The sequence below is a fragment of the Phytoactinopolyspora endophytica genome, from assembly GCF_004138495.1.
Lineage (GTDB): Bacteria > Actinomycetota > Actinomycetes > Jiangellales > Jiangellaceae > Phytoactinopolyspora > Phytoactinopolyspora endophytica.
Genome location: NZ_ML142867.1, coordinates 80,908 through 88,482, shown reverse-complemented (window position 1 = coordinate 88,482; position 7,575 = coordinate 80,908). Strand labels below are relative to the sequence as shown.

Here is a 7,575-nt window from a genome sequence, read left to right as displayed (position 1 = left end):
ACTCCAGGCGGCGACCTCCGCTGGCGCCGATGTGCGCGGCTACCTGCACTGGTCGCTGCTGGACAACTTCGAATGGGGCCACTGGCGCCCGACCTTCGGCCTCATCGCCGTCGATCGTGAGACGTTCGTGCGCACGCCCAAACCGAGCCTCGGCTGGCTCGGAGAGGTCGCCCGCCGGAACGCCCTCGCGTGAGGGCGGGTGGGGCACCCGTGCACGTGGAACCAAGTAGTCCCGACGCGTAGGAAGGCACGCCATGCTCAAGCCCATCCCCACACCGACCCGCGAGCTCGTCAATCTGGACGGCGTCTGGCGATTCGCGATCGACTCGCGGGTGGGTGACGAGCCGTGGATGGGACGGCTCCAGACGCCGCACGAGGCGGCCGTGCCCGCGAGCTTCAACGATCTCTTCACGGATCCTGAGATCCGCGACCATGTCGGGTGGGTCTATTACCAACGCGCCGTGCGCGTGCCGCGCGGGTGGGCGGGTGAGCGGATCCTCCTCCGGTTCGATGCGGCGACTCATGCGGCGCGTGTGTACATCGACGATACGTTCGTCGGGGAGCATATCGGCGGCTACACGCCGTTCGATATCGACCTGACGGACGTCGTGTCGGCCGGGGGTGAGTTCCGGCTCACGGTGGCCGTCAGCGGCGACCTCACGAACGAGACGATCCCGCCGGGGAAGATCGAGGTCGGCGTCACGGGCCGGAAGAAGCAGACGTACTTCCACGACTTCTACAACTACGCGGGACTCGCCCGATCCGTCTGGCTTTACAGCACGCCGAAGCGGCGCATCGATGACGTCACGGTCGTGACGGGCTTCGAGGGGACCACGGGAGCCGTTCGTTACGACGTCGAGACCGTCGGGATCGGCGACGTGCGTGTGCGGATGGTCGACGCCGAGGGTGAGGTCGTCGCCACAGCGGAGGGTGCCGGCGGCGAGGTCGAGATCCCCGACGTCGTTCTGTGGCAGCCCGGCGCCGCCTACCTGTACGACCTCACGATCGAGCTGACGGACGGCGGCGAGGTCGTCGACAGCTACACCCTCCCGGTCGGTGTGCGGACGGTCGGCGTGCGCGGCCACGAGTTCCTCATCAACGGCGAGCCCTTCTACTTCACCGGCTTCGGCAAGCATGAGGACACTCCCGTGCGCGGCAAGGGTCACGACGACGCGTACCTCGTCCACGACTTCCAGCTGCTCGACTGGATCGGCGCGAACTCGTTCCGAACCTCGCACTACCCCTACGCCGAGGAGGTCATCGAGTTCGCCGACCGGCACGGCATCGTCGTCATCGACGAGACGGCGGCGGTGGGGCTCAACATGGGCGTCGTCGGTGGAATGGCGGGCAAGCCGCCCTTCCCGACGTTCTCCGAGCAGTACGCGAACGACCGCACACGTGCCGCGCACGCGCAGCACCTGCGTGAGCTCATCGGACGCGACAAGAACCACCCCTCGGTCGTGATGTGGAGTATCGCCAACGAGCCCGCGTCGAACGAAGACGGCGCGCGCGAGTACTTCGAGCCGCTGGTGATCCTCGCTCGCGAACTCGACTCGACGCGTCCTCTCACCTATGCGCTCGTGATGTTCGCGAACACCAAGAACGACCAGATCATCGACCTGTTCGACGTCGTCAGCCTGAACCGCTACTACGGCTGGTACGTCGCGACGGGAGAGCTCGACGTCGCGGAACAATATCTCGAGCGCGACATCCAGAGCTGGGTCGAACGCACCGGTAAGCCGATCATGATGAGCGAGTACGGCGCCGACACGCAGCCGGGCCTGCACTCGGTGTGGGATCAGGCGTGGACCGAGGAGTATCAGCGCGACTATCTGGCGATGCACCATCGCGTGTTCGATCGCTTCCCGCAGTTCGTCGGCGAGCAGATCTGGAATTTCGCCGACTTCGCCACGTCGAACGGCATCCACCGCGTCGACGGCAACAAGAAAGGCATCTTCACGCGCGATCGCCGCCCGAAGGGCGCCGCCTTCGCCCTTCGCGACCGCTGGCGGGGCCTCGACGGCCGCAAGCCCGGGACCGAGCAGTGACTGGGGTCGCCGTCGTCGGCCCGCCCGCGGTGCTCGCTCAGGCACCGGTGCGCTGGGCGATCGGCAGGCTCGACGGTGCGGCGACGACACATGGCGCGCACGTCGTGCTTGCCGATGACCGGGATTGCGCGCTCACGGTGGCGCTTATCCCGGCGGAAGACTCGATGTCCATCGCTGCCGCCGGACTCCGGGATGTGCCGCACTCGCCCGAATCGTACGCTCTGCGAATCGTCGCCGACGAGACCGGCGGGCGGCGCATAGCGGTCGCGGCGCCGGACGATGTGGGGTTTACCTACGCCCTCACTGAGATCGGGGAGCGCCTCGCCGCCGGTGGACTTGGCGACTTCACACCGGGACCTCAACAGACGCAGCGCCCAGCGGTTCCAGTGCGCGGGATCCAGAGGATATTCGCCAGCGTCGGAGAGGACTCGGCGTGGTTGCATGACCGGGCGTTCTGGACCGACTACCTCGACCACGTCGCGACCCAACGGTTCAACCGCTTCCACCTGGCGTTCGGCATGCAGTACAACTACGGGACCGGCGTGGAGAGCCGCACGGCGAGCGACAACTACCTGTGCTTCGCGTATCCCTTCCTGCTCGACGTTCCCGGCTTTCACGTGCGTGCCCAAGGGGTGACGGCGGCCGAACGTGATCGCAATCTGGCCGCGCTTGCGCACATCGCAGGAGAGACGCGCCGGCGGGGAATGAGTTTCCAGCTGGGCCTGTGGAATCACGCCTACGACTATGGGTACGACTCGCGGCACTGGTATCCGATCCTCGGCATCAGCCCCGAGATACATGCCGACTACTGTGCCGCCGCGATTCGAATGCTGCTCGCCCAAATCCCGGAGATCGACGGGCTCACCTTCCGGGTGCACTACGAGGGCGGAATTCACGACCAGGGGCACGAGGTCTTCTGGGAAAAAGTCTTCCACGCGGTGTCCGAAGCCGGGCGCCCTCTCCAGGTCGACATGCATGCCAAGGGCATTGACCAGGCCATCCTCGACGCCGTCGATAAGCCGGGAATCCGGCCGGTGATCTCCGGGAAGTACTGGGCCGAACACATGGGCGTCCCCTACCACCAGGCATCGATTCGGCACCGTGAACTCGAGGGTGCGACGTGGCCCGGTTTCGATGCGCAGGTTGCTGGCGTGACCGATGTCGAGCGCCGGCTCACGCGTTACGGCTACGCGGACTTCCTGAGTGAGGACCGTCCGGTCGACTTCATGTTCCGGGTGTGGCCCGGAACCCAGAAGCTGCTGTTGTGGGGTGACCCGGCGATGGCAAGCGGCTTCGGGCGCTTCGCGACCTTCGGCGGTTCACGTGGGGTCGAGTTCTGTGAACCGTTGTCCTTCAAGGGCAGGAAGGGCACCGGTGAACCGGGAGGACGCGACCCCTACCTGCGCGACGACCTTCGGCTCGGTGTCGCCGATTGGCACAAGTACCGGTACACCTATCTGCTCTGGGGACGGCTACTCTATGACCCCGACGCTCCGCCCGAAACGTGGCGCCGTTTCCTGCGGACCGAGTACGGCGCGGCGGCCGCCGACATGGAGTCGGCACTCGCGTCGCTGAGCCGCATCCTCCCTCTCGTCTCGGTTGTGCACGGGGTCAGTGGCGCGAACAATTTCTACTGGCCCGAGATGTACGTCGACCTGCCGATCTCGTTCTGGCGCCAGTCGTCCCACTACGCCTTCGACACACCGGCACCGAGTACCTGGGAGGGTGTGTCGCCATTCGACCCCACGATGTTCTATGCCGTCGGAGAGTACGCGGACGACGCGCTCGACGGTGCGCTGACCGGGAAGTACACGCCGCTCGAGGTGGCTTCATGGATCGAGCAGTGGGTCGCTGACGGCGAAGCGGCGATCAGCCGCGTGCGAGCTGGGCTCGATGAGCCGCCCGCGGCGCAGGTGCACCGAACTCTCATCGACCTGGACGTCCTGACACGGCTCGGCCGCTTCTTCGCTGGAAAGTTCCGCGCGGCGGTGCACTACGCCGTGTTCCGCCGGACGGCTGATCCGACGGCCATCTCGGAGACGATTCGGCTGCTAGAGGCGGCCCATGCCTCGTATGCGGCGATCGCGGATGTCCTCGCCGGCGTCTACCAGGAGGATCTTGCCTTCGGTGTGGGCATCTCCGAGCGTGGTCACTGGGCGGATCGCCTCCCGGCTATGCGGGAAGATCTGTTCGCGCTCTCCCTGGAACGCGACGAGGCGCTGCGTGTCCAGCCGCCACCGATCGCGAAGACTCCGGTTGCCCGTGATGATCGCTGGCGACTGGACGACGCGCGCTTCGTCGTGCCGGAACGATTCACCCGGGGTCAGCCGCTGGAGGTGCGGCTGGAGACTGGAACAATCACACCGGTGGATGGTGCCGAGCTGCACTACCGCCACGTCGATCAGTCCGAGACTTTCCACCAGGTGGTGATGGATCGCCAGGGAACGTGTTTCTCGGCGTGGATTCCTGGTGAGTTCACGGCGTCGTCGTACCCGTTGATGTTCTTCGCCGAGGTACGACGGGCGGGGGACCAGCCGATCTTCGTCCCGGGCCTCAACGACACGTTGTCCAACCAGCCCTATGTGGTGCTGCACAGCACGGAATGGCCGGTGACACGGTAGCGTCGCGGGCGCCCAGAACGCCCGAGCCACCGGCTGTTTCCGTTCACCCTGCTAGCCGGCGGGCACAAGTGTGTGCGCGCCGCGACCCCGCAGAGAGGCGTCGAGCACGAGGATCATGTGAGCCGTGGGCATGTGTTTGCCCTGGCGTTCGAGAGCGTTGGTGATCTGTAGGAGGCACCCGGGGTTGGACGTCACCAGCAGGTCGGCTCCCGTGCTCGCGACGTTCGTTGCCTTGCGTTCGCCGAGTTCCCGGGCGGGCTCGGGATTGAGAAGGTTGTAGACACCCGCTGACCCGCAGCATAGGTCGCCCTCGGCGATCTCCCGGACCGTGAGCCCGGGGATTTCCTTGAGCAGCTGGCGGGGCGGCGTGCGCACGCCCTGCGCGTGGGAGAGATGGCAGGCGTCGTGGTAGGCGATGGTGACCGGAAGCGGGTGGCGTTCGGCGACAGGGCCGAGCTCGGCGAGGACCTCGGAGATGTCGCGGACCTTCTTGGAGAAGACCTGGGCGCGCTCGGCGTAGTCGGGGTCGTCGGCGAGCAGATCCGCGTAGTCCTTCATGGTGGATCCGCAGCCGGCGGAGTTCACGACGATGCGCTCGACGCCGGCGTCGGTGAAGGCGTCGATGAGGGCCCGGGCGTAGCGCAGCCCTTCGTCCTCGCGCCCGGTGTGGACCGACAGCGCTCCGCAGCAGCCCTGCGCCGGGGGAGTGACGACGTCGCAGCCTTCCATGGCGAGTACGCGAACGGTGGCGGCGTTGACGTCGGGATAGAACTCGCGCTGGACGCAGCCCATTAGCAGTCCGACCGTCAGGCGGCGTTCGCCACGCGCTGGCACCAGGCCGGGGATCCGGACCCGTCGCTGGACGGGCGGCGCGATGGCTTCCATGGTCGCCAGCGTCGGAGAGATCCTGTCGAGCACGCGCGAGCGGCGCACCAGCCGGTTGAGGCCGCTGCGCTGATAGAGGGCCAGCGGGCCGCGGAGGAGGCGGAGACGCTTCGGGCGGGGGAAGAGCGCGAATATGGCCCCGCGCAGCAGACGGTTCGCCGGCGAGCGGTGTTCGGAGCCGCGTCGTTCGACCTGCTGGCGGGTGGCCTCGATGAGCTTGTCGTACTGGACGCCGGAGGGACAGGCGGTCACACACGCCATACAGCCGAGGCAGGCGTCGACGTGCTGGACCATGGAGGGTGTCATGGGCTCGCCCTCCAAGCCCTGCTTCATGAGGTGAATGCGACCGCGAGGGGAGTCCATCTCCTCGCCCCAGAGTGTGTAGGTGGGGCAGGCAGGGAGGCAGAAGCCGCAGTGCACGCAGTCGTTGATGAGCTCGGGCGACGGCGGGTGGTGGTCGTCGAAAGCGGCGATGCCGAGGACGTCGGGCAGCTGGCTGTTGTCGTTCACGTCAAATCCCTCCGACGAATCGGCCGGGTGCGAGGTTGCGGCCGGGGTCGAGTCTGTTCTTGATGCCGCGCATGAGCTCCAGGCCGGCGACCGGACCCCACGGATCCAGGTCGGCTCGCACCTCACTCGGCGCCTGCAGCACGGTGACGGTGCCCTCGCGTGGGCTGGGCGCGGCGATGCGGAGCCGAGCGACGACGGCGGCGACACCGTCGGCAGAGGAGGCGGTGATACCGGCGTGCAGGACCCCGGCGGCGGTTCCGCGGATGGCGACGCCGGCGCCATATCGTTGCTCAGCGTCCCGAGCCGCGCGGAGGAGGTCGGTGACGCCGGTCAGCGTGGCGGTGGCCTTGGCGAGGACGTCGCCGCCGGGCAGCTGTCCCCACCACGGCGGTGGGGATGCGAGTTCGCCGTCGAGGAGCGCCGTGGCCTCCTCGGTCCGGCTACGGACGGCTTCGGCGGCGCCTTCCAGTAGGACTGCCACGGTAGCCTCGTCGCTGTCGGCCGGGCGGTCGATCTCGACGGCGGCCGGCGCGAGCTGGGAGGCCACGATCTGGCGGGCGAGAGTAGCGACCTCCTCCATGGGCCCGGTGCGCAGTACCACCGCGCGGGCCGGTTGGACGGGGTGCAGCCGGAAGGCCGCGCGTACGATCACGCCGAGCGTGCCGAACGAACCGGTGACGAGTTTGGCGAGGTCATACCCGGCGACGTTTTTCACGACCTTGCCGCCTGAGGTCGCCACGGTGCCGTCGGCGAGCACGACCGTCGCCCCGAGCACGAGGTCGCGTAACGCGAGCCGTTGCAGGCGGCGGGGCCCGGAGGGTGCGGTGGCGAGTGTCCCGCCCACGGTGGAGCCGGCGGCGAGACGCTCCGGTGGGACGTCGGCGACGAGTTCCTGGCCGGCGCGGCCGACCTCGTTCTGCAGGCTGTGCAGCGGCAGACCGGCCTCGGCGACGACGACCAGGTCACCGGCCTCATGTTCGATAAGCCGGTCGAGGCGGGTGATGTCGAGGATCATGTCGACTCGTTCGGGCGGGCTGCCCCAGCCCAGGGCAGTTCCAGCGCCGCGCGGCACGGTCACGAGCCCTTGGGCGTGTGCCTCGCGCAGCACTGCGGAGACACCGGCCACGGACGTCGGCCGGGCCACGATGGAGGCAGGCACTCCGTCGATCGAGCCGGCAGGATCGCCGGGCTCGAGGGGCCGGATCTCGCCGTCGCCGTCGAGACTGCGGGCGAGCGCGGTGACGTCCGGATCAGTGGACGTACCCATCAGAAGACCTCCGCGATGCCGGCGCCTTGCAGTGGGTGTGCGCCCTGGCGGCGTCCGGGGCGTTCCCCGCACAGCCGCGGTGTGGGAAAGATCTTGCCGGGGTTGGAGATGTTGTCGGGGTCGAAGGCGCAGCGAACAGCCTGCATGGTGTCGAGGTCCTCCTCGGTGAACATCTTGGGCATGTAGCTTGCCTTGTCGGAGCCGACGCCGTGCTCGCCGGTGATGGATCCGCCGTTGGCGATGC

General features: G+C 67.8%; 6 protein-coding genes. 3 read left to right on the top strand and 3 right to left on the bottom strand.

Annotated elements, in window-relative coordinates; translation table 11 throughout:
* The 3 genes from ELR45_RS39370 to ELR45_RS28115 form a co-directional block, all read left to right on the top strand.
* Positions 1-193, top strand: a 193-nt coding sequence (locus tag ELR45_RS39370) for a family 1 glycosylhydrolase (protein WP_205857411.1), incomplete at its 5' end; no start/stop codon positions are given.
* A gap of 61 nt (positions 194-254) precedes the next feature.
* Positions 255-2,048 (top strand): beta-glucuronidase, encoded by a 1,794-nt coding sequence (gene uidA / locus ELR45_RS28120; RefSeq protein ID WP_129669276.1) that lies wholly within the window; start codon positions 255-257, stop codon positions 2,046-2,048.
* A complete protein-coding gene (locus ELR45_RS28115) occupies positions 2,045-4,669 on the top strand; it encodes a hypothetical protein (protein ID WP_129669275.1) in 2,625 nt (874 codons plus the stop codon). The genes uidA and ELR45_RS28115 overlap by 4 nt, the downstream gene beginning before the upstream one ends.
* A 51-nt stretch (positions 4,670-4,720) precedes the next feature.
* Here ELR45_RS28115 and ELR45_RS28110 read toward each other — a convergent pair whose 3' ends face one another.
* The 3 genes from ELR45_RS28110 to ELR45_RS39365 all read right to left on the bottom strand — a co-directional run.
* Positions 4,721-6,064 (bottom strand): heterodisulfide reductase-related iron-sulfur binding cluster, encoded by a 1,344-nt coding sequence (locus ELR45_RS28110; RefSeq protein WP_205857410.1) that lies wholly within the window; start codon positions 6,062-6,064, stop codon positions 4,721-4,723.
* A 1-nt stretch (position 6,065) separates the two neighbouring features.
* Complete coding sequence (locus ELR45_RS28105; protein ID WP_129669274.1) at positions 6,066-7,331, bottom strand: FAD-binding oxidoreductase; 1,266 nt, start codon at positions 7,329-7,331, stop codon at positions 6,066-6,068.
* Positions 7,331-7,575, bottom strand: a 245-nt coding sequence (locus ELR45_RS39365) for an FAD-binding oxidoreductase (RefSeq protein ID WP_276320742.1), incomplete at its 5' end; no start/stop codon positions are given. The genes ELR45_RS39365 and ELR45_RS28105, both read right to left, overlap by 1 nt.